Genomic DNA, 22,189 nt, shown 5'->3' with positions numbered 1-22,189 from the left:
TGGTCAACAAGAATTGGCCACGGCTTTAGAGTTTTTCCAGAACAATCGTTCTGATTCATTCGGCGTCACCCCCCCGTTATATTGATGAGGTCTGAGCTGGCTGTAATATCCCGTTATGTAATTCGTTATCGCCGTCCTGACATCATTATTGTTAAAGGTAAACAAGATCGCTGGCCGGGACTCGCGGGGCCGGACAGTGAAGGCAATATGCACAGCAACAATCTGGCCCGTCTGGTTGAGGTGAAGTTTCCGGGGGATGCATTTTCAGAAGATCAGTACAACGAATATATGCAGATTGTGGGCGGATTTGGTCATGAAGATAGCATGACCATCCTGGAGATCCACGACTGCCGTCCGAAAGAGCAGCAGTGGGTTGACCAGGTGGTCAACGTGACGATGAAAGCCTGGCAGACCAGCGGAGCCAAGTACTGGCCGCTGATTCTCTACCCACCGATTTTTATGCCCCGTCCTCCATCCACGCCCGTTGCCGCCAAAATAGAGCCCTGGACTTACGCCGGTAAAGCCGTCGCTAACCTCAGTGAGGGTGCGGTGCGTGGTGTGGCTGAAGGCTGGAACGCTCTGTCAAAAGAGACGCAGCAAGCCCTGAATTCTGCGACCAGCTGGCTTAACGACAGCGGTGAGTGGGTTTACCGGCAGGGAAATGAGGCCTGGGTCTGGGCCAGTAAAACCGGGAAGTCGGTGAAATCCTGGACTAATGAACAGATTAAAGCCTCATGGACAGAAATACAGCACGCTACCGATATGACGCTCGAGATGCTGAAACAGGTGGACTGGGTGCAGGTTTTAACCAATGTCGCGAAAACGGTCGGCGTTATTTTGGTTGCCGTGGGTATCGGCATTCTGGTGGTGACGCTGGGAATCCCGGAAGCCATTATTGGCGCATTTTTACTGATTGTTCGTCTGGCAATAAGCGCCTGGGAAACACTGGCGGCTATTCTCGGTACGGGGACGGCGGCACTGGCAGCCAGTTAAACAGGAGCAGGTATGGAATTGCAGGATTTTGAGCTGAACTACATCGAGAAATGGCTGCCGGAAGCCTCCGTGAAATACAAAAACGGCAGCCCGGCGGTCAATCTCGGTCTGATTATCACCGTCTTTTTTAAAGACGGCCATACGTCGGAAACCCGCCGTAAGATGGTGGAGTGCGTGGATCGCTTCTATGGTGAGTTTACACCCTGGTTGAAAAAAACGGTCACTAAAAGCTGGGTGGGTATTACTGAGAAGAATTACGCCAAAAAGCGGCAGGAGATCCTCAATTCAACGCCCGAGGAGATTTTTTCCTGGTATCTGGGAAGCGCAGAGAAAGATTTTTTAGCCCCTGATTACAGTATTTTGATTATGGGAAAAAGGATTTTTCATAATGATAATGATCGCTCAGTCATAAAATTGACATTCCCATTGTCCTTGCTAAAAGAACCTGATGGAAAGCAGCGTTATGAATCGTGGATTATGTGGCTCTGTGACACCTTCATGGTGGAAAGTGGTTATGCAGGACTGTCGTTTGCACTCCCTTATGCCCGTGAGCGAATGTTCCCCTATGAATGTGCGCTGGCCCAGCGATTTTCCGGCGTGATGGTGGATTCCATCGGTACGCTTGAAGGTGGTGGAGCCGTCATTGGCCTGAAAGGTGCCTGCTGGTATACCATTGTGGGCACGCCGTGGCTGGAAAAACTGGGGGGAGCAGAAAAATTAAAGCATCGTTTAGCCAAAACGCCTGAAATCAACCTGTTGCCCTATAACAATGGCGTCGTACTTAAAGCTGGTGAACTTCCCCCTCCACTGGGCGAGCTGAAAACAGAAGGCCTGCCGCCCCGACTGGTGAAGGTGAACCAGATTATTCGTCCTGTCCGGTTTAATGGGTCGAGATCCCTTCATTTCTATTCGGAATATGAAGGACTTCAATTCGACAAAGAATCCACTATGAAGTGGTACAGGCGTTTCGACGAAGCCAGCGCCCTGCTGGATAAAGACGAAACAGGGAAATCGGACGACCCTGTTCGCATCACTCGCTGGACTGATGAAATCGCGCCCTATGCCGGGCAGTGGGCATCGATTGTTAACGGTACTACCGAGTATATTCAGACGCGTGAAGGGCAGAAAATGCCGTCCTTTGAGGATAAGTACGGTAAGCAACACCGCGCGTGTTGGAAGTTGTTGAAACGTGATGATAAAGGTAGCGTCTATACACTTCCAGAGTAACGTCATGTGCTAAATCATTCTCATAGGGGGCGAGTGCCTGCTTGCCCCCTACAAAGACCCGAGGGTAGAAATGAGCGAGTTAAGCGCAGAACAACACCAACTGGCGAAGATAATTCATGATTATGCCTGTCGATTTCCTTCGACAAAAAATGGTGATGCTCATCTACTACAGGGCTGCTATGACTATAATGGAGGCATTCAAACAAGTGCTCAGTAGCTCGTCAAAAATCCAAACTGACTACATTTGTCAGCAATACAGCACGCCACCGCTATGACGCTCGAGATGCTCAAACAGGTGGACTGGATGTAGGTTTTAACCAATGTCGCGAAAACGGTCGGCGTTAAGTTGGCTTGCCTTGATTTTGATCGACTCAACACGTCTGCGCGGCAGTTTTGAACCACTTTGGTGCACATTTTGGGGCAAAACTGCGTCAAAATACGGACTTCATCAGGGTGCCAGTTACGCGCACTGGTTATTCCCATATCCCGCGCCTTTTCCGTAATCGAGTGTTTGGCCCGACCAGGCAATAAATCCTGTGTTTTGACTGCGTGATATAGTCAGTCGCCCATCACCTACGGTGATGCCGTTTCGGGCAATGTGAGTAATGCATACCGATTCAGCAGTTGACTAAACCGGCTGTCAATCTGTTGGCGCAATGCTGAAGATGGTTTTTGTCCTGACTCGGACTGCACCTGATACTGACGCAACAACTCTTCCAGCGGTAAGGTTTTTGCCAACGGCTGCTGTATCGCAAACACCACCGTTTTCAGCTCCGAGACAGTCATATAGCGCCCCTTCTTTTCATCCAATCCATTCAGTCGCTCCGCCAGTTGCCGCAAACGCTCTTGCGCCAATGCATAGTGTTCCAACTCCACTAATGGTGCAGCACCGGCTTCTCGCTGTTGCCATAACGTACTCAGTCGTTTGACTTCTTGACTGGCAGGCCAGAGTTGCTGTGCTTGTGATAACAACCCATCCCCCCGCATTTGTGCCCATAACGGCGATAACTGTGTCAGCTTTTCCAACTGTGAGCCACTGGCTTGCAATACGGGGTCTGCCAGTCGTGCCAACTCAGCATCTGAGGTCTGTTTTCTCAGTTCATCGATTGAGTTGGCTGCCAGCGGCGCAGGTAATGGCGCGACACTGGTCAGCAACGCCTCTCGCAACGGATGGGATGACAGCGATTGCCAGATAAAGAAACTCCCCGCCATCAAAACCGCCATCAGCGATAACCCAGCGACAAAACCGTGCCCCGCTTTCCAACGTGATGGGGGCGGCGAAGGCGGCGACAACTCCACCTCAACACGCACCGGGACAGGTTCGTTAACAAGATAGACCAGTGGTTCGCTGACTGCAGCCGATGAGAATGTCGGTTGAGACTGTCGTTGTGGTTCAGAGACACCGGCATGGCGTACCGGAATACTTAATCGGTCTGGCGTATCTGCGGCAGCCTCGGTGCTCTCCAAACGTAGTGCTGCGTTATGCAACATCAGGCGCACCCCATCCAATTTACTCAGATGCTTAAGCTCCAGCGTTTGCAACTGCGTACATAGCTGTTCCAACGCACGCTCTGCCCGGTACACCTGAGCCAGATCACCGTAGCATAACGTCATGGTGCGCCAAACTTGCTGCAACCGATCACTCAACCAGGCCAATAACGCCACCCGGGCATGCGTTTGCGGCGGCCATAACGCACTCCACTGATGAGACAGCAAGCCTGCCAGTAGCTCCAACCCTTCACACAATCCGGCAAGACCGGCAATGTGCGTACGTGCCAAGGTAAAATCTACCGCGGTCTGTAACTCAACCCCGTTCTGGCGAAACAGCGCCAAACAAAGCTGCTCGACCCGCCTCCAGTCAACATCCGGGCGAGCTGGATGATGTAATTTGCCGATTTCGTCACGTAAGGCACTAAATTCAGCAAAATGGCGGGGGTCACCGCCGGTTTTAACCGTACGCTCGGTATTCGATATCATGTGTTTGTTTTCCCTGAATAGGCGTTAAAATGAGTCGCCCGGATTGAGATAATGTTGTTGTTTAAGATGTCGTATCAGCACCCGGCCCTCTGGCATAAACGCGGTGCCAAAGTGCACCAGCCCAAATTCTTTTAGCTCGGCGTCAATCCCATACTCCAAATGCCCCGGGGTGGATTGCGGCAGCAGCACCACGTTGAGGCGTTTCAGCCGTGGCTCATATTTCAGCAGCGTAGCGGAGAGCGTATCTATAAGTTGATGCGCTGTACCCGGCATGCCCTGTAATATTTTGGTCATATCAGGCAGGCCGAAGTCGGGGAGATGTGAAATAGCGTCAGCTCGGGAGTTCAAGATACGTTGGATATTATCCAGTACCGATAAGATGACTTGTTCTTCTTCACTCACAGCATCGAGGGGTAAATCGCCCGTGAAGTTACCGGTAAGGACTTCATATAAAGAGGGGGAGCTTTGGTTCATGGTTTTTTATTCAGCATTATTAAATAATAGAAGACCTAAACTTCAGGGGTAAATATAATAAATTACACTTATGGAATAAGAAAAATTAAATTTTATTATTTTCATCAAGTCCACATTTTCATTTATTACAACTTGCACTAAAGACAACCACATACCTTTGACTAAAGATAGTAACCATTTGATACCAACTCTATTTCGACATTATTTGCACAGGCTATATTATCTTTATCGTTAAATGTATTTTCGATACTATTATTGTCCCAACATCATTGGCGACATCAAATAGCTTATATGCAGCTCATGCATCCGCATATGTGATTCTCACTAGTAAATATAGCATCCAGCCCACTAGCAACCGATCATCAAAAACATCTCTTTGATTAAACCTATACTGTTCCGTATCTAACAAGATATATTTAAAAAACCATCCATCACACTTTATCACCTCATCAATAACAGAGATAAAACTATCAACATCATTGTTATTCGACAACTGTTTAATCATTATCGATAATAAATATCTTTCACTCGAAACTGCTGGGGTATTTTTATAGCAAATAGTTATTATACTATCATCTTCATTCTCATCGGCTAGAACAATTTTTATAGATTTATTGTTATCAATTAAATAATCCACATAGGACAGTTCTTCTTCTGTAATACCCAACGCATTAATGGCTATCATTCGTTTTGAAGGATGAGCGATTAACCAATCACTTCCTTTTTCTTGCCATGCAGGCATCACATCAATAATGTGCTTTAACTCATTCAATAAATCATAGAGTGTTAATTTTTCTATTTTATAGAGTAATGACTGAATTTTATAATACATACAAACCTATTAGATAGAGAGTGAGTTTTCATATATTAAAAATTCCATTATTATTCACCATTAATAATTCAACTTTATATTTTACCTCTCTGTACTATTAATACTAACAACAATATAATCAGAAAAACGATTTACTGACACTCTCTAATTTTCCAGTTCTTACTTGAACCCAATGCATACGGAAAAAGTGTACACGTCTAGTCCAAGTGTCCTGTCCATTTTCGTGCGCCAGCAAACTCCACTTCTTACAAGAGTCACAGAATAAAGTTTAATTACAAGTCAAACCACTTAGGAAAATGACCATTTGCAACAAGTTCTATTTCAGCATTATTTTCGCAAATAATATCTCCAGCGTCCTTACCGTTAACTTCTTCTTTTGTAATAATTATGCTTCCTAATTCCTCAGGTAAATAAAAATTTCTAATGCTGAAGGTACTTCATTCCGTTCAATTAATTTAGGTAGAAATAACATCCAACCAACTGGTAAGCGGTTTTCAAATACTGAGTGTTGTTCCATTCTGTATTGTTCTGTTTCAAGAAATATATAATGATAAGCCCAAGATACAAGCAATAATATATTTTCTAAAATCCTCAGGAAATCTTTTTTCTATATTGTGTTCGAGGTTATCTCACAGCCAAAGTCAGTGAGTATCTATTCTCCGCTATTGCAGGGGTGTTTTTGAGCCAAAAAATATTTGGACTTTCATCTTCTTTATCTCCAGCCAACACAATACTTACCGGCTTTTTTAGCGATGACCTCATCTATATATTCTATAGCCTCAGGTGTAACCTTTGATTGAGTTATAGCAACAACTGTCTTCGATGGATTAGCAATCAGCCACTCCTTTAGTTTCTCATCCCAAGAAGGTAATAAATTGATAAAATCATTTATCTCATTAAGAAAATTATCTGCTGTTGCAACATTCGTTATATATAAGATACTTTGGATTACATATAACATTAAATCACTTTATTTACATCAATAAAAAGCTAAAATGTATTTAATTGTCATAAACCCGAGAGTACCATCAAAACATATTCAATTGAGACTCAAAAAATAATAACAAACTCGATACTTCAGTAAAAAAACTTGAACTCAGTGGCAAAAAATTCTAAATCCTTATCGTAAAAGTTGATTAATCTTTCTCAGTAGCTAAATAAACATCACCCTTATCATCCCTCTCCAGTAACGATCAGCAGGCTTGATGTTTTTTGCCATAAATATCCTCAAATACGGGTAACGTCGGCCCTTCACGCAGTTGAATATACTGCGTCGTGCCGTTAATTATGCTTGCCCAGCGTCCAGAATGAGGGGCTATTTCATTTATCCAACGGGTGATGCGTACCGGTTCGTATGAGTTTTCTATCTCCCCATTATCCAGCAGGTTACTGGCCTCATCGAAACGCCTGTACCACTTCATAGTGGACTCTTTATCAAACTGTAAATGTTCGTATTCTGAATAAAAATGTAGAGAACGTGATTCATTAAAACGTACTGGCTGAATGAGTTGATTTACTTTTACCAGTAAAGGCGGTAAACCCTCTGTTTTTATTTCACCCAACGAAGGTGCGAGTTCTCCAGCGTTCAGAATAGTGCCGTTGTTGTATGGCAATAGGCAGATTTCGGTGTGTTGGCTAAACGATGTTTTAACTTTTCTATCCCACCCAACTTGTTCAGCCACGGCGTAACGAGAATGGTATACCAACACGCACCTTTCAGGCCAATGACGGCTCCACCACCTTCAAGCGTACCGATGGAATCTACCGTAACACCAGAAAAACGCTGTGCTAAAGCAAATTCATAGGGAAACATCCGTTCAAAAGAGTAAGGGAGAATAAACGATAACCCCGCATAGTCACTTTCTACCACGAAGGTGTCACATAACTACATTAGCCAGTTCTGATAACGCTCTTTACCATTTAATTCTTTCAGCAATGACAGAGGGAACAACAACTTAATAACAGATCGATCATTATCGTTATGGAAAATTCGTTTACCCATAATAAGAATTTCATAATCTGGTACTGTAAAATCGGTTTCCGTACCACCTAAATACCAAGAAAAGGTCTCCTCTGGGGATGAGTCCAAAATCGACTGCCGCTTTTTCTGGTAGTTTTTATCAGTGATTCCCACCCATTTAGGGGTTAGCGTCTTCTTTAGATGTGGCTAAACACGCACTCTACCATTTTGCTGCGAATTTCCGGCGTATGCCCGTCTTTATATTTAACGGTCATTTCCGGTAGCCATTTCTCGATGTAGTTCAGTTCACAATCCTGTAATTCCATCATCCCCCGTTATCCGGCCGTTACCACCGGATCCATCATTCAGGCAATGGGTTTTCAACTCACACGGTGGAAAGAGTTAAAGCTCTGTCATTAGCGGCAACCAACCAAGATCCAGAAGTTTTATTTCTAGCTCATTAGCTTTGCTTATGTGTTCTTTATTTCGTCCATCAAAGATATCTATAGTTGAGACAACAATAGTTCCTTTTTGCTTTTCAGCAGCCATCACAGGTACTATTCTAGCAGCCTCAGGAATTAACTCTGGTAATAATATCGCTGGAATATAAATCATCCACCCTACACAAATTCGATCAGGGAATACATTTTCACTATTATTCCAATAGCCATTAGTATTTATTGATGCATACACATGTCCTTTATTAGAAACAAGGAAAGTTAAAAAATCAATGACTTTTTCTACATTTACATCTGTTTTGCCACAGGTAATACTAACATCCAAAGTTGTTTTTTTTATATTTTCGACATGCTTTTTTATATAGTTTATTGAACAAACTTTGCTGTCAGTTTCACCATCCCATACACCTTCTATTATTAACGGGTAATCTTTATTTATTTGACTGCGCCATCTTTCAACAACCTTAGGTTCAGCCTTGTCATGGTCAAATACAACATACTCAAGCGCTTGCTTTCTTGAATATCCTTTTTCGTACCATCGTTTTTTTGTCCCCAACATTCCATCTATCAATTCAGAAATATAAAACAATTCATCAAGGCATAACTCAACGTCAGGACGTAGAGTATCTTCATAGTAAGCATTTGTTGATATTCTTATCATGGCACCCACCTTGTAATTATGTCTTTAAAGTCTTTAAACATTCTCGAAAAGTATCGATAGCTCACTGGCTGCATAAAAACCCAAACGACTTTTAAAGGTTGATTAACCGTCGCAACAGCTTGGTGCCGTGCAGCTTGACTTAAACCACTTTTGTAACCTTTCCACCATCCTTTAGGATCGCCAAAAGCATCGAAAAACTGATCATATCGTGCCTTAGCTTCCCAGAACTGACACAGTTTATCTTTCCAGCCGTCAAATGAAACACCGCAGTACTTAAACTCCTGAATCTGCTGCGTTTCAGAGTTATAAAATGTGCTGCAAATACGCGTCTGGTAACTAATGGTAATAATGCTCCAGCGCGAGCAACGTCTTACCATAGGTAATACTTTTCCTTCCGGAGGACAGTTTTTACACGTTTTTTCGTCGGTTTTAGTCTGTGCTCCCGTGTTGGCCTGTGCTCGCGTTTTGGTATCCACCCCCACATAACTCACGGTTTCCGAATGATCCATATCGTCTTCCCAGAAATCACCGTGAGTTTCAGCGCAGACATCCATTGGCTCATGTAGAGCAGGATCGTAAGCTTTCCCCTGGTAATCAAATCCGCCTTTGCTGCTGCCCCATGCACCCCCATATGTAGGATCCGACATACCGTAATCGTCCCAGCCTCCGTCATTTCCTGACACTGGATATGTAGGCGAGCCAATGGCACCGCCCGCTGCTCCTGCACTACCTGTCGCAACTCCTGTCCCTATACCAATGAAGGCCATCAGAGTTCTCTCCTTTCCCTGTTTATCACCACATGTTTAAAATCTTTCAGGCGCTGGTCCGCTGAATAGCCGTTGTAAGTTTTCAGCCATTTTTCCACTTCAGGTTTCTGGTAAAACTCCGGATAAAAAACCTCCAGTCGCAAAAAATCCCGCCTCACGTTTTTTTCACTCAATTGCAACGTGTTTGCATAGTCCAGCGCTTTCCTCAGGCGGGCGAGGAATATGTCATCCGGTTCTTTTATCTCCGGGTATTTCTTCTTCAGTTTTTGAGCTGTATCTCGGACAAAGTCATCGTCCTCCATTTTATTAACTTCGGTGCACTGCTCTTCCGTCAGTTTCAGCATATAAATTCCTTTTGCTTCAATGAATAAACACGTTTATCCACAGTCGAGTACCATTGAGCGATATTCTTGGTTAATTTCCAGTGCTGCTGTTCGTTCAGTTGTTCACCGAGCCTGACCTGAACTCTAGGATCCTGAAGACGCAGCAAAGCAATTCTCCCATTAGGCAGTTCAGCATTCAGGCACTGTTGTAAATGTGCTAGTAGCTCAGAGAGTGATAATGCAGACAGGATCCAAGATACAGCAGGCAGATGTTGTTCAAGTTCTGCTAACTGTTCTCTGAATGCCATAGCCGTGTGCATATCAATTAGCCAGGGCCCTGCGAAAGCAATTCTGGAATCAGGATATTTATCAAATAATGGCAGGACAGCACTATCAGTGGCTTGAAGCTCCTCACCATAGTGGCGCTCATACTGGAGGCCATCCACCAGGGCAAACAACGAGGTTCTTGTCGATGCGATCAACTCCTGGCTTGCAAGGCTGAAACTCATATTCATGATTCACCTCTAACAACAAAAGTATCGCCATTCATCGCAGCCTTCATCAGGCAACTGAGACAAATGCCACTCCCAGCCACCGCCTGAAATGGCATTGTCGTTGCCGCCGTCATCGCCGTCCTTTTCAACTTCCGCACATACTGGCTTGTCGTGCCGTACTCTATTTTTCCCGGCTCGATTTTCAAGTAACTGCCGCCGCCGTTGAGCGTGATACGCTTTTTACCCGCAAATAAGATGTCATCGGCTGAAGTGAGGGTAAGTTTCTGTTCGGCAAATAGCCGCATATTGCCGTTCTGGGCCTGTATATCAACCGGACCTTCGCCCGATTTCAGGCTCAACTGCCCGCTACGGGCAAACAACCCCAGCTTGTCGCCGGTCAGCACAGTCATATTGCCCATCACACCGGCACTGATATCGCCTCCGGCATTGATCACCACATTGTCACTGGCACTTAGCTGCATATCTTCACCACTGGTGAGCGCCACGCCCTGTGGAGCCGAGAAATGAATAACCTCATTAAGTGGCTCCAGCCGCTGCGTAAACATCGCCCTCTGGCTATCGATATCAGCCTTGAGCGCTTCTGCCTGTCTGGCGGCAGCTTCCAGCTGTTCAATCTGCTGCTGAAGGTGGTCTATCTCTTTCAGCGCGACATCCATATCTAATACTTGACCAGCTGCTCTCTGCTGCCCATCGGCACTGACAAATAGCCCTTTAGCCGCACGTATTGCACCGTATTCATCGGTGCGTAACTCTGCGCCCGTCCCACGTGCTTTCCCCTGCGCATCCACCAAATGGCCGTGACTCAACTGGGTTTTTCCAAATTCGGTGGCGAGCTTGATATGCTCCTCGCCCCGTTTGTCTTCCATCCGCAATTTTGTATTGGCAGGCGTCCTGAGAATATTGCGGGTGTGGTTATCTCGGGTGACGAGATCTGGGTATTCTGAGTCGTGAAGTGCATAGGCAATATAGGGTAAATCAATATCGCCTTTGCTGAACGCTATCGCCACCTCTGCACCATCGATCAGTGGGGTATGCCAGCCATAAGTTTCACCGGTATACGGCTTCGCCATTCGTAACCATAAATAGGCAAACCCTTGTTCTGTGCCGTTACGGTCAACATCCAGTTTGACTCGGTAGCGGCCCGTATCATCCAGCCAAGCATACGGGTCGTTCTTCTCTCGGCTCTCTATTCTTGCCGGAAGTGTGCCGTGGATTTGTGGACGCGAAATTGCCGTCGGGCGAAAACAATAACGTTCACTGTACGGTATGCCCCACACCGAGACATGCAGGCGGGAATCGCGGGCGGCGCTGAAGGTGGTGAGTGTGATAACCACGCCTTCATTCATGGCTTCAATCACATTCCTTTGCGGCTCCAACACCATACCCGGTGTCAGGGAGGACGCATTACTGAATAAATGAAGACGGGCGGATTGATTTAGCTCACGTTCATGATGAAGTCGGGCATAAAACGCACCACTTTCCGTTTCCGGTTCGGGGTCTGTATCATCACCTGCCGTCAAATAAGGGGCACTGTAATGGTAATGTTCACCCGTGGTCACCGTATCGTTACGTACATCAACAGTGGCGTCCAGTGGCGTCGTGGCTAAACGGTAGTTGTAGTCACGGGTGCTGACACCCTGGGTGACAACATGATGCCAGCTGCGGACGTTCCAAACAGACTCCACAGCACCATCGTCAAGGCCAGAAGGTTCACTATAAGGAAGACGCACATCAAACTGGTAATGTAACTGGCTGTCGGCAAATATCAGCATCTCCTGTTCCGTTGCTGACTGCATTTCAGAGCGGAACCAAATACCCACTTCAGACAGTAACCGCTGGATAAACTGTAAATCCGTTTCCCGCCATTGGGTTATTAATTCTCGCGGCGGATATGTCCGTTCAAGACGAAAGTCAAAGTCTGGCCCTTCCAATCCATGTTTACGAAGGACCCCTTCCACGACTTCAGGTACGGACTGATTCAGGAAAACCCCACTGCTTTGAGTATGAGAAAGTAACGCCAAGCGAGATTCAAGGATGACACGGTAGTGCGACTGGTCAACAGAGGTGGACAGCCATTCCAGTTGCGTGAGCACCCCGTAAACCACTTTGCCGCTGTGCATCCGCAAAGTGGCATACTTCATCAGGACTTGCTCAGGCGGAATATTCATCGCCGGAACGGAAAATTCAATATTCCAGGTAAAAGGGGTGCTTAACGCCTCACGCCCGCGTAGTCGCAGTACATCCAGTTTCACTGTGCTGTCATTAATTTCCAGCACATAGTCGGACTGACCATCAAAAAGCGGTAACCGGTTATCCATAACGTTATTCCTTTATCGGCACCAGTGAGAACCCATTGCTACCTAATTCAATAGTACGTGGTTTGTCTGGGTCAAGTTCATCTCGGCTCAGCACCAGACGCCAAGTGTTCTCTTTCATGTCTGGACGATTAAACAACCCTATGATGGCAACGAATTGCGTGTTTTCATCCATTGGCATGTCCAGTGTGACGTTGCCTTTCGGCATCACCAATAAAGACCTTGAGGCCAGAATATCGTCTTTAAGTACCGTATCGGCATTACGCAGCAGGGTCTGATAGTCGGCCGAATCCACATTCTTTCTATCTTTGAGTTGATACACTCGCACCATCGTCGATAACGGTGTTTGCTCACCGTCAGCATTAATCGCTGCACGGGGAGAGAAATCCAAATGCAGCGTTTTTATCTGTTTATAAAAAATGGATTTCGTCAAATTAACGGTTCCATCCTTGACGGTCTGAGTCAAACCACAACCCGCCAGCAGGACACTCAGGGTAAGGAGGAGAAACAGCCGCCATCCAGTGACTAGTGTTGCCATTCAGAAATTCCTTTTATTGAGTCATGAAAATAGGAGGGAATTATTCAAAGCGGTAATGACCATCTTCTGCCGGAGGCAAAGGCGCGCATGTCAGCCCTTCATAGCAGCCCAAGCTGACAGTGATAAATTGTCGGTTATCGTTGAGCTTTCCATTCTTCAGTCCGAGCAAGCCAGTGCGTCCCAATTGGATACGTTGGTTCTTTTCAAACCGAGGCTCGGGTAGCAGTTTGACAGGCACAGTTAGGCGCAACCGTACATCACTCCGATATCCCAAGTAGACTCGCATCAGCGCCAGTAAATCGGTATGTAGCGAACCGCCGGGAAGCCAACCATTGGCTTCTGTGGGATTAGACGTAAATAGCGTGACCTTTACGCGACTGTTAGCCTCTTTGGCTGTTTTACCTAACGTCGCCCGCTGGGATAACGACACTCTATTTTCGCGGCTCATACGACAGCGAGGAGTCACGTGGATTTTAACAGGATCATGCTGAACAACCGTGGCTTCAGTATCCGGTGCCAGTAGATTGACCAACGCGCGGATCCCTTCGGCATTACGTGTGGGTAACCTCATCGTGCCTAATAGCGCTAAAAAACGGGAAACTGGCGTAGCGATGTGTTCTGCCGTACCAGGAATACCAAGCCCCACTAGCCCCAACAAACATTGGGACGTTGCGTCTGCACCCCCCCCCTCAAACGTCGCGGGGTAGGCATACTTTCGCCAAATACGATAATACTGGGTGGTGATGCGGTGATTAAATATATCCAGAAATGCCGTTAGGGCTTCATGTCCTTCTCGGCGTAAGGCTATATCATCCAAATACGTGCTAGGTAACGGGGAGTCCACACCGTACATGCCAAGAAATGTGGTCCGTACGGTGGGCGGTAAGTCTGGATTATCTTCATCGATTTCAACGACTTTTAACTCGCTAACTGGAAATCCCATTCCCGGCCATGGACGAAAGCGCACAGGATCGGTTCCTGGGTGACTAGTTCCCCCAAGTAAAGGGGAATTCGGCGAGGCCTGCTCCAACAACTGACAAAATCGATAAAAGTTAACGCGCCAGATATCTTTACTTAATGCTTGTGTCAGCCCGGTACGTGCTGACTGTGGTTCTCGCACCATCTCAGTCGTTTCCCTGTGGGTTGCAGCACCAGCGTTAACTGGTTGAAAAGATGTATATCGGCGTAGAGTGCAAAGAAGCGATGCAGCATCTCACCAAATAAATTCACATCGCCAATCCCTGCAAAATTATCCTGATTGAGGGTAACTTCGATATCCACGCCTCTTAGCATGAACCCTCGTTCAAAACGGCGAATAAGCGTGTGTTTTACCGCGACAATCGCCTCCAGACGGCGGCGATTCATCTCATCATCCGTCCAGTCGTAGAGCGCCAAAGTTCCTCGAAGTACTTCTGGGTTATCCATCATGCTGAGGAAGTTTGAACCTAGGTGGCTCATCACCCGCCAGTGAAAGCGATCATTCGCTGGAGGGTACAGCGGCAGACTTGGTGCCGACAGGTTGAGCACTCGAACAGGCACTTTGCCCGTTTTTACCACCCGATCCAGTAGGGTACTTTCCAGTGCTTTACGGGGCAGTTGGCCATTAGTGCCAGTAATGCGCATAGAGAGCGATTCTGGTTTTTCTGCCAGTTGTTCCATTTCAAAAGAACGCCCACCGAGGATAAGCCAAGTGTCGTACAAGCCTGATGCCCCGCGTTTGACACGGGTGTGGAAGTAGCGTTCCGGCGCATCGTGACGCATCATGCCACCTCGATGACGAAAACTGGTAAAGGGCACGTATGCATGTTTCCCGTTTTTAACTGCGCCATGGATATTGTCTACGCTATATATTTCGGTATGCCCATCCTGAAGACGCAGCGGCCGCAATAGGTATTCGTTATCCAAGGGATTGAGTGTCAGCGGATCGGCTTCTAGGGTGAAGAGATTGATCACGGGAGCACAATGCAAACGAAAGTTTTCAGTCTCAAACGGCAAGTCAGGCGACCAAGCTTCATTGAGTACAATGTCAATTTCGAACCAGTTGTTATCTGGTGTCAGACCAATGGTTTCTAATCCATTCAGTTCCACAAACATAAACTTCGGCCGAAAGCTAAAATACTCAAGCAATAACTGATAACCGCTAAAAGCAGACTCGGCTTTAGGCCACAGTCTGTCTTTATCCTCAAAGCCCATGGGTTTGCACCAACCATCAAACGTTCGGCGTTCTGTACGTGTTCCCGCATGACGGGCATACATAGTATGAACATTGCGGGTTAATGCCAGATGCAGTGCAGAGCTAACAGGACTTTCTGCATGAAGATAAATGGCCACTTTATCTATCCCCGCTTTCGCCCAGTCCGTCTTTTCCGTACATTCAAAACGTAGGCGTATGGCAGAACGTCCATCGGTTTCTGTCTGCAACTGCGCATCCGCAAGGTGTAGCGGTTGAAGTGTGACATCCCGAGTGGTGCGGTATTGGCAATGGGTTTTATGTTGCCCTACAGGACGGGACAAAACAGAAAAGCCCTCCGTCAATGACTCGGCCTGACGTAAGTTACGCCAATCGGGTGAAAACTTGACAATTGCCAAGGACGGAATGGTGCGCATGTAATGTGGCCAGAGCAGGCTGACTAGCCCTTCCGTGAGCTCAGGTAGATCGTCATCAAGTTTTTCACGCATGCGACCCATGAGGAAAGCGAAGCCTTCGAATAGGCGCTCCACGTAGGGGTCTCGACCACCAGGTTTATCCAAGTTAAGCATGGCTGCTCGGTCTGGATGGGCGCGGGTAAATTCTTTACCGGCTTCACGCAGATAGCGCATTTCGGCTTCATAGTAGCGCAGCGTTAAATCATCCATGCCTAGGGCTCCTAAAAATCATCAAAGAAAAAATAACGTTAGCCACAAAGCACCATCGCTCGAGCCGGATCGATGGCGATAAGACCGGCCATCAATGTCTCCATTTCTGGTGTCAGCCGAGCTTTATCAGACTCGCTACGGCTCGCTTTCATACGCAGTAACTTCAAACGGCGAGCCTGCACTTCAAACAGTAAAGCCGGTTCCCAGTCACTGAGCGTCAAGTGCGGCCCTGTCACGGCGAGTTCTCCGAGTAAATGCAATGCCATATCGTTGCGCCCATATTGTTCTGCCACCCTTGCCATCAGTAGCCGTATCAGCCAACGATGACGGGGAACATCCATACCAGGGCGCGTCTGTAGCCAAGTTATTGCGGCCTCTGGGCCCTCGCTATCACCTTTTTCCATGGCCTCGGTTTCTAACGTAAGCACATCATCAGCTTGGCTATTGGCAACACTGACCGGCGCATCATGGAAGGTCAGTTTATCTTCGCTCACTTTCTCGTTAATCCAGCTCAGTGTGACCTCATCGGCAAATGGAGTGCCATCGTTCCAAGCTAAAGTTTCCAATGCAGGAAGACGTTTCAGGAACAACCGTAGATCGAGCAAAATATATTCAGACCACGCCTCCCAAGGCTGGCCAGCACGATTTAACCCTTGCCAGAGGTACCACTGTACGTCGAGCCAAAAATGGTTCACACCTTCGCAATACATCTGGCTAGCCTGCTCAACTAACTCAGCCCAACTCTGCTGACGATATAGGCGTTTGAGCTGTGCGAGGTACTCCGGTTTTGGTGGTTGAAGTCGGGTACGACCGCTGGCATCCAAGGCTGGGATTTGGTCGACCGTATCCCAACGCACTGTTTTCATCAGACGGTGTGAAGCCAGCCAACCTTGCGGTTGCTCACCGAGCCAGCGGGAAAGTAATTTTGTCTGATCCAGCAAATCACGACCTGACTGGACGGTAGACAACTGAGGAGAATGGCGGGTAACGACGGCGGATGCTGGCTCTTGAGTGCTGCTGTTTTGCGGTACAAGCGCTCCCAGTCCCCCGGAACGCGCCAAACGATTTTCAAGTGCAGTGCACAATCCAGAAAAAGAAGGTTGCTCATTTTCCGGCCAATGACTGACCGCAACATGCAGATGATAGAGTGCAGCAGCCGTCAACTCAGCATCCGCACGCGCGACCTCTGGCCATAGCGCAAGGCTATCGAGTACTTTTGCACTATTAAGCCACTCCAGTGCGCTCTTACGAGCAACAGGACGTAGCGGATAGCAGAGGGAACCAAAGCGAGTTATCATCGCCGACAGCAATGTTAAGCCCTCTGCCAGCCCTTTTTCCCCGTCACGATGAAGACGTGCTTGAATATACCAAGTCACTACGCGGATATCTTTGGCGGTCTGACAGAGGAGTTTCTCTGCTAGCTGGCACAATAGTTCTGGGCTGGCCCCTGAAAGCTTGTTGATCTCCTCTCTCATCGACTGGAAATCGTCTTGATAAGCGGGGTCTTCACCGGCATCTGCCTCAGGGCTGATTGGCATCAACCAGTTACTCCATAGGGATGAGGCGTTTTCAGCAAGGGAGAGTAATTTCTGTTGTTCAGCCTTATCTGCTGCACATAGGGCTAATAATTCTTCCGGTGAACTCATGCTTTCCCCCGCTGGTTTATTTTTTTCATCACACTCATTACGCCCACTGCCTCGTCACCGTGGTCATTCTGCTTCTGCAATAAATTGTTCAATGCTCTCTGCCCCCGGCTCAATATTGAAAATTGACTCAGGCAGGCGGAACCCTTGAAGTTTTAGGAGCGCCAGCGGCCCGTCACCGAGCTCGCTGCGTAGGATGAACTTGATGGGATTTCCGTCTTGAGTCGTCCAAACCAATTGAGTTCGACCGCTATCCAGAGGGGTCACTTGGGCCCTATTAAGTAATCGAATGAAGCCCCAATTACCTTGGATATCAGCATAGAGTCGCATGCCTGTATTGACGCCACGCCAGCTAAGCTGAACACCGGGATAGTAGGTATTCCCCGGCCAAGTGAAACTCTGCCAACTCTCCATCTGGTTAAAGTAATCCAGATTCTGCTCATCAACGGTGAGTTGTATTCGAGCGATATCTTTAGATGGGCGCGCCATGAGTTCGAAATGCACATTGGCATCCCCTTGGGCAAATACAATGTCCGAAATATCCGCTAACTGGTTAATCGCATTAAGGAAGGCCGGATTGACTGTCATCCCTTGGCTGGCTACAGGATCTACCACCCAGCGATTGCCTTCTTGATGCAGAATCCCAGCGAGGTTAGCTTTCAGGAATGCGGTAATGCGCCCTGAATCGCTACGCAGAAACTGTGCTAGCAACGGTAGCGAAGCATCACTGCCCGTCGCTTTAAATGGATAACGACCAGCAAAAGCTTTATTCCATTGATCAACAATAGAATTCTGCCAACGGGCATTTAGGCTACCGGCTGCTGGAGCCAGCACTTGTCTCCATGCTAGGTCCAGTGGCTGCACAAATAGCGCCTGACCGAAACCGCCCCATTCCTGCCCAAGACTCGCAGCCATCAAACTGCCATAGTCGCGAGTATCTGTCAGATCGATGGCTTTGCCCTGAAAGACCGTCTGGGCCAACATTTGTGACATCGCCTGTGGGTCTGGTGCGCTGGTGACTTGTTGAAGTTTGAGGCGAACTTGTGTGACGCGAGCTAGCCATGACTGAAAACTCAGATTATCGTTGTTACCCGCTCCGTCTTTGCCTTCGATAACCCCTAATAATGGAGCAAATACGCTGTCCAGCGGACCACGAGGTCCTTGGGCTTGCTGTATAAATTGTTTAGCATTCTTTTCCCGTCCCATCAGTTTTTTTGCTGAATCTACAATTGAATCCGCCAATGCCTCACTTTTCTGGCCCGTTTTCCCCTGCCAAGCAAGCGTATCCATTAATGCAACTAACGGTGATTGGCGTATATCCGCCAGCAGATTGAGTTGAGCAATAGCCTCTGAGAGTGAGCTCGCCGCATGCCATTGAATGCTGTTAACCATATTCAGCCAAGCATTGCCAAAGTCAGTAAAATAGCGATCCGTAAGTCGCGCTTTTAGGGCTTCCGGCGACATCTCACTATCCGGTTGATATGTTTTGTCCGTCAGTACCCAATCGATTTCATTGCGACGGTTTTTCACCACATCATCAATAGCCCCTTGGACTTGTTCTTCCCAAGCCTGACGGGTAAACATGCCCGGTACGACCTCATCTGTACTGAATAATGTTGACGCATCCGTATCACCGGTCATATCAGCCAGCGTTAAGTCTGGCCAGTTGCTGGCAATACGCTTGAGCATATCTTGATACAATCCCGCATCTGCGTTGCGTTGCCCTATTTGTTTGAGCAAAATTTGGCGAACGGTACTAATGAGTTCGGTATCAGGTTTTATTTTCCATTCCGGATGTCTCGGGAGGTTTTGGGCATAAAAGCCCAGTAATTTCGGTGCCTGCGATTGCCAAACCCCATCAGGCACACCTTCTCGTTTCGGCCAAGACTGTATCGTGTTTTTCGACAACCAAACCGCATCAGCTTTATCAGGATGAGACAGCATCAGGTAGCTTTTGAGCAGATCGTAGGCACCCTGTGTCCCCTGTACTCTGGCCTCGCTCGCCGGAGGCAACTGCACAAAAGCGTTCAGTTGCTGATGAAGATGTTTAACAGTGGCATCGCGCATGAGCTCATTGTTATTACGGGTATACAGTGGCCAGAGAGCGGCCAGAGTGTCACTATCTTGATTAAGCCCAAAACGGGTATACCAAGGCGCGCCTTTTGCTTCACGGTTTTGTAAACGGGCAATGGTCTGTTGAAGGACGAGTTGATTACGCAGACGTTCTGGCAGTGGCTGTTTGATATCACCGGCCAGTCGGGCTGTCTCTTGCGCCTGATATATTTGCGTCCGGTTGACACTCAGTGACAACAACGTACCCGCAGCCCAAAAAACAACCAGAGCCAAGAGTAAGAACCGCAGCACCTTCAACCAATCGACAGTCAATTTTTTCGCGGTCACATTTTGGCTGTCTTCTATCACGGCCTGCCAAGCAGGGTTGCTCTGCCGAACGTGAGGTGTGATATCTGCACCGACAAGTTCTGGGCTAATCATGAGGCCGCGAAGGCGATAAGCAGCAGTCCCCTGCATCAGTCCGCTTAATAAGGCTGTCAGTCGGGCTTTTAGCTCACCTTGTAGACGGGAAGACAGTCGCAACAGCCAGTCATGACGCGAATTATTCAATATCTGCGCCATCCCGGCATGACGTAACCGAGGAACCAGCTCATCAAGAGAAGAAAGTGCCTCTTCTGGCGAGGTGCGTAATCCGAACAAAGTGCCTACTGGTGCCCTTTCTCTTTCTTGCTGTGAGCCGTCTTCTTTATCTATCAACCACAACCACACTGGAGCCTGCCAGCCCAGCACTTTATCGGTTCTCTGGCGGTTACGTAAGAAGGCATCACGTTCGATGGCCGAGGGAAGCGAGTCAGTATTGAGCACTTGCACTATGCCGTCTAGCGGGCGGCGTGGTCTCACCTGTTTCAATGAGGACAGGAACACGCTATCCGACAGCAACTGAGCATCACCCGCATGGACGAGAACAATGCCGTCACCTTCCTGCCACAGATCACGCGTTAACCCTGGAACCGCTTTCTCAACATCAGCGCTATCTCCCTGTACCAGTAGGATGCGGACTTTGCTTTTCCAGAAACGCCCATAGCGTAGGTGAAGGTGCTCGGTGAGGGAGGTTGCGCTTAAATTATTGGCTACAGCTTCAGAATGAAGAGTGAAATTGGCTTCGTCACGACTAACGGATTGCTGATTCTTTTGGAACGACAGCCGCACACCAGACTTACCCGCGCGTTCGAACCCTTTTTCGATGAGCCATCCCAGCAAGATGATTGTTACGGCCATGGACAGACAGAGGGTGAGTAGTCTGGTACGGTCTAATGGACCAATCCCTGTCCAGTCAGCCATTTTTTCTGGCATAGATAAAAATAAAAAGGTGATGATGACTGTCAAAAAAATCAAGACAGAAACAATAGCCCCGATGAGTGTTTTTATTTTCACAATAAGTCCTGATTTATCCCTGTTTTATCACCGGGTGTAATACCGACAACCCAGATTTCAGCTGTGTCAGTTTCAGCGACAACAATCTGTGATCCTCCCTGTTGAGCTAGTGTTGCCGCGAGGATGGTAGCAATCCAAGGTGCGGCCTTGCCGGTATAGCCCGTCGTCTGATCCACATCGCGGCTTTCTTCAGTCATACTAAATACCAGCCCATTCTCTTCACAGGCTGAACTCCACTCCCCTCCTACAGCCAGTGTGTTACCAGTAGTGAATGCCCCTTTCACCATTTTTGCGGAGGTTTTACTCCATAACAGAGCTCTGCCCAAGGTTTTGGAGAGTGTACTAATGCTGCCTTTTTCAGGGCGATGTAGCCTGACAGCATCGGGAAAGTCGGAGTGATATCGGTTTAGTAGGAGGGCCCAGGTCATGGCTTCACCTTCATCTTCCTGAGGCATTGCACGTACCACAGCGCTGATAGAGACAAAAACGGCTGGTTGCTCCCATTCCTCATCCAGCCAAAGATCAAAAGCGGTCAAACCTTTACTGCGCAATAGACGAAACGTTCTGCCAGTCTGTGACATGAGGAGGTTCAGAATCTGCTCATCAGCATCCTGAACACCCGTAATATCACAGTCGACCATTAACCCGCAGGGGACGCTAACGGGAACTTTAGCCAGTACAGGCTTAATCTGGCTAACGATTGTCTTCATACCAAGGTCGAGATCTTGAGATTGTTGGTGGTCATTAAAGCCCGGTAACCTGGAATGGCGAACAGGCATTCCACCTGCTCTAGGTATTTGGACATGGAGTTGAGACTCGGCGGATTTAATGGCTTTAAGTAATTTCTCCGGCCCAGTACTAAGCTGTGTGATAATCCCAGAGTTTAAAATCCAAGCGAATCTCTGCCCCCGCGTAGTTTCTTCTGTGAGTAATTGCAACCGCTCACGGTCCCATGATGCAGCCCATACCTGGTCACATTTGTAGCCGAGTCTGCGGATACTAAACATTAAGCCCCATAGGCAAAAGGGTAATCCTGATGCCATAAACCAGAATACCGGCCCTGAACGTTCTCCATTCCATAATCCAAATGTCATAGCATTCCCTATAACCATGATGGCTCCAAGGAAATATAACCAACAGCGGCTATCGGGCCGACGGATCTGAGGAGCCACTTCAGGGATAGCATCCAGATAGACAGACATC

18 protein-coding genes and 4 pseudogenes are annotated in these 22,189 nt (G+C 47.7%); 3 read left to right on the top strand and 19 right to left on the bottom strand.

The window, feature by feature from the left end:
* Positions 1 to 3: 3 nt before the first annotated feature.
* Positions 4 to 129: pseudogene (locus ACF3VQ_RS03445) on the bottom strand (IS3 family transposase); the annotation flags it as partial.
* On the opposite strand from ACF3VQ_RS03445, the pseudogene ACF3VQ_RS03440 reads away from it, so the two are divergent.
* The 3 genes and pseudogenes from ACF3VQ_RS03440 to ACF3VQ_RS03430 form a co-directional block, all read left to right on the top strand.
* Positions 127 to 993, top strand: a pseudogene (locus tag ACF3VQ_RS03440) (VRR-NUC domain-containing protein); the annotation flags it as partial. The pseudogenes ACF3VQ_RS03445 and ACF3VQ_RS03440 overlap by 3 nt on opposite strands.
* 12 nt (positions 994 to 1,005) lie before the next feature.
* Positions 1,006 to 2,220: a DUF3396 domain-containing protein gene (locus ACF3VQ_RS03435; RefSeq protein WP_392433414.1), complete on the top strand. Its 1,215-nt coding sequence runs from the start codon at positions 1,006 to 1,008 to the stop codon at positions 2,218 to 2,220.
* A 70-nt stretch (positions 2,221 to 2,290) separates the two neighbouring features.
* A pseudogene (locus ACF3VQ_RS03430) lies at positions 2,291 to 2,477 on the top strand (arylsulfatase regulator); the annotation flags it as partial.
* Between the two features lie 316 nt (positions 2,478 to 2,793).
* On the opposite strand, the gene ACF3VQ_RS03425 reads toward ACF3VQ_RS03430, so the two are convergent.
* The 18 genes and pseudogenes from ACF3VQ_RS03425 to ACF3VQ_RS03340 form a co-directional block, all read right to left on the bottom strand.
* A complete protein-coding gene (locus ACF3VQ_RS03425) occupies positions 2,794 to 4,197 on the bottom strand; it encodes a VasL domain-containing protein (protein WP_392433413.1) in 1,404 nt (467 codons plus the stop codon).
* Positions 4,198 to 4,221: 24 nt separating this feature from the next.
* Positions 4,222 to 4,671 carry a type VI secretion system baseplate subunit TssE gene (tssE, locus tag ACF3VQ_RS03420; protein WP_392433412.1) on the bottom strand — a complete coding sequence of 150 codons (450 nt, stop codon included), beginning with the start codon at positions 4,669 to 4,671 and terminating at the stop codon, positions 4,222 to 4,224.
* 298 nt (positions 4,672 to 4,969) lie between these two features.
* Complete coding sequence (locus ACF3VQ_RS03415) at positions 4,970 to 5,503, bottom strand: hypothetical protein (protein ID WP_392433411.1); 534 nt, start codon at positions 5,501 to 5,503, stop codon at positions 4,970 to 4,972.
* A 712-nt stretch (positions 5,504 to 6,215) separates the two neighbouring features.
* Positions 6,216 to 6,464, bottom strand: a complete 249-nt coding sequence (locus ACF3VQ_RS03410; protein ID WP_392433410.1) for a hypothetical protein — start codon at positions 6,462 to 6,464, stop codon at positions 6,216 to 6,218.
* A gap of 232 nt (positions 6,465 to 6,696) precedes the next feature.
* Entirely contained in the window at positions 6,697 to 6,924 is a 228-nt protein-coding gene (locus tag ACF3VQ_RS03405) for a hypothetical protein (RefSeq protein WP_392435777.1), read from the bottom strand.
* 39 nt (positions 6,925 to 6,963) lie between these two features.
* Positions 6,964 to 7,637: pseudogene (locus ACF3VQ_RS03400) on the bottom strand (type VI immunity family protein); the annotation flags it as partial.
* 23 nt (positions 7,638 to 7,660) lie between these two features.
* On the bottom strand, positions 7,661 to 7,792 hold the full coding sequence (locus ACF3VQ_RS03395; RefSeq protein ID WP_392433409.1) for a hypothetical protein: 132 nt from the start codon (positions 7,790 to 7,792) through the stop codon (positions 7,661 to 7,663).
* 73 nt (positions 7,793 to 7,865) lie between these two features.
* A complete protein-coding gene (locus ACF3VQ_RS03390; RefSeq protein ID WP_392433408.1) occupies positions 7,866 to 8,582 on the bottom strand; it encodes a hypothetical protein in 717 nt (238 codons plus the stop codon).
* Positions 8,579 to 9,349: a Tox-REase-5 domain-containing protein gene (locus ACF3VQ_RS03385; protein ID WP_392433407.1), complete on the bottom strand. Its 771-nt coding sequence runs from the start codon at positions 9,347 to 9,349 to the stop codon at positions 8,579 to 8,581. Before ACF3VQ_RS03385 ends, ACF3VQ_RS03390 begins: the two co-directional genes overlap by 4 nt.
* Complete coding sequence (locus tag ACF3VQ_RS03380) at positions 9,349 to 9,693, bottom strand: hypothetical protein (RefSeq protein ID WP_392433406.1); 345 nt, start codon at positions 9,691 to 9,693, stop codon at positions 9,349 to 9,351. The genes ACF3VQ_RS03385 and ACF3VQ_RS03380 overlap by 1 nt, the downstream gene beginning before the upstream one ends.
* On the bottom strand, positions 9,687 to 10,187 hold the full coding sequence (locus ACF3VQ_RS03375; protein WP_392433405.1) for a DUF4123 domain-containing protein: 501 nt from the start codon (positions 10,185 to 10,187) through the stop codon (positions 9,687 to 9,689). Before ACF3VQ_RS03375 ends, ACF3VQ_RS03380 begins: the two co-directional genes overlap by 7 nt.
* Positions 10,184 to 12,505, bottom strand: coding sequence for a type VI secretion system Vgr family protein (locus ACF3VQ_RS03370; protein WP_392433404.1), 2,322 nt, complete (start codon positions 12,503 to 12,505; stop codon positions 10,184 to 10,186). Before ACF3VQ_RS03370 ends, ACF3VQ_RS03375 begins: the two co-directional genes overlap by 4 nt.
* 4 nt (positions 12,506 to 12,509) lie before the next feature.
* Positions 12,510 to 13,040 carry a type VI secretion system lipoprotein TssJ gene (tssJ, locus tag ACF3VQ_RS03365; protein ID WP_392433403.1) on the bottom strand — a complete coding sequence of 177 codons (531 nt, stop codon included), beginning with the start codon at positions 13,038 to 13,040 and terminating at the stop codon, positions 12,510 to 12,512.
* Between the two features lie 40 nt (positions 13,041 to 13,080).
* A complete protein-coding gene (gene tssG, locus ACF3VQ_RS03360) occupies positions 13,081 to 14,163 on the bottom strand; it encodes a type VI secretion system baseplate subunit TssG (protein WP_392433402.1) in 1,083 nt (360 codons plus the stop codon).
* Positions 14,127 to 15,896: a type VI secretion system baseplate subunit TssF gene (gene tssF, locus ACF3VQ_RS03355; protein ID WP_392433401.1), complete on the bottom strand. Its 1,770-nt coding sequence runs from the start codon at positions 15,894 to 15,896 to the stop codon at positions 14,127 to 14,129. Before tssF ends, tssG begins: the two co-directional genes overlap by 37 nt.
* Before the next feature lie 38 nt (positions 15,897 to 15,934).
* Positions 15,935 to 17,542 (bottom strand): type VI secretion system protein TssA, encoded by a 1,608-nt coding sequence (gene tssA / locus ACF3VQ_RS03350; protein WP_392433400.1) that lies wholly within the window; start codon positions 17,540 to 17,542, stop codon positions 15,935 to 15,937.
* A gap of 63 nt (positions 17,543 to 17,605) precedes the next feature.
* A complete protein-coding gene (locus ACF3VQ_RS03345) occupies positions 17,606 to 20,986 on the bottom strand; it encodes an ImcF-related family protein (RefSeq protein WP_392433399.1) in 3,381 nt (1,126 codons plus the stop codon).
* The gene (locus ACF3VQ_RS03340; protein ID WP_392433398.1) at positions 20,983 to 22,188 is read right to left on the bottom strand and encodes a hypothetical protein; all 1,206 of its coding nucleotides are present in this window, start codon (positions 22,186 to 22,188) and stop codon (positions 20,983 to 20,985) included. Before ACF3VQ_RS03340 ends, ACF3VQ_RS03345 begins: the two co-directional genes overlap by 4 nt.
* Position 22,189 lies beyond the last annotated feature (1 nt).

This window comes from Yersinia fenwicki (assembly GCF_043099325.1).
GTDB lineage: Bacteria > Pseudomonadota > Gammaproteobacteria > Enterobacterales > Enterobacteriaceae > Yersinia.
This window is presented reverse-complemented; position numbering and strand designations above follow the sequence as displayed.